This is a genomic window from Ruminococcus sp. FC2018 (assembly GCF_000621805.1).
Lineage (GTDB): Bacteria > Bacillota > Clostridia > Oscillospirales > Ruminococcaceae > Hominimerdicola.
This window is the reverse complement of sequence record NZ_JHXH01000033.1, coordinates 1-1,139: the sequence shown is the minus strand read 5'-3', so window position 1 is coordinate 1,139 and position 1,139 is coordinate 1. Positions and strand designations below refer to the sequence as shown.

Here is a 1,139-nt window from a genome sequence, read left to right as displayed (position 1 = left end):
GAAGCAGTATCCAGCAAGGACGCAGGATCCGTATTCGAGCTTTCACTTCCAAACGGCAAGTATGTTCTTAAGGAAACAGGTACAACTGTAGTTGATAAAGACAATAACGAGTACGATGTAATCAAAACAACTCTCACCTTTGAGGTAAACAACGGAGTTGTCACCACAGGTGATGATGCAAAGTCCACTTATGACAGCAATGCAACCGCAGGTTACTTCTATCAGAAAGGTACGACCATCGAGATCTGTGATGCAAAGAAGGTCGTAGTTCCTGATAAGCTGACAGTAAAGGTAGACAAGACAGCCGTAACAGGTGAGGCAGTTATTGAAAATGCACACCTGAAGATAGTAGATTCCAATAACGTTGTCAAGGGCGAAGTTACTACCACCAAAACAAAAACCAGCTTTGAAGTTGAGCTTGAAGACGGCACCTATACCCTTACTGAGGAGCCTGTAGATGGTAAGGACATCGTTGATGCACAGGGCAACAAGTATAATGTGATCCCAAGTGCAGTTACATTCACCATCGAGAACGGACAGATCACCTCAACAACAAATACAGTTGATTCAAAGGATAAGGTTGATCAGGACAATGGCGGCGTAGTATACAGCGGAACTACCTTCACAGTTTGTGATGCACAGTATTCAAAGGTATACATCCATCTGAGCAAGAAGGATATAACCGGTGCTAACGAAGTCAAAGACGCAGTTATTACTCTTTACAATGCTAAATCTGACGGCACCAAGGGCGATAAGGTACAGATCTCCGGCGTGGATAACCCATGGACATCCAACGGATCTACATTGTCGTTCCAGCTTGAAAAGGGCAATTATATCCTTGAAGAGTCCGGCGACGAAGTTGTAAGCAACAACATCAAGTATAAAGTTCTCAGCTCAACAGTTAACTTTACTGTTGACGAAAACGGCAAGGTAACCGTTACATCCAATAACACCAAGCCTGATTTTGTAAGTGACAGTACTCTGGCAGATGGTTATGCAGTTCTTAAGCAGGACAAAGACTCTCTCGATGCATACCTGACTATCTGCGACGCTATTAAGCCAAAGACCGTCGTAACGATCAACAAGAAAGACGTTACAGGCAAAGAAGAGCTTGAAGGTGCTACACTGACACTCACAAA

At 43.7% G+C, this 1,139-nt stretch carries 1 pseudogene; it reads left to right on the top strand.

The features are described 5' to 3' along the window. A pseudogene (locus T494_RS14065) lies at positions 1–1,139 on the top strand (hypothetical protein); the annotation flags it as partial.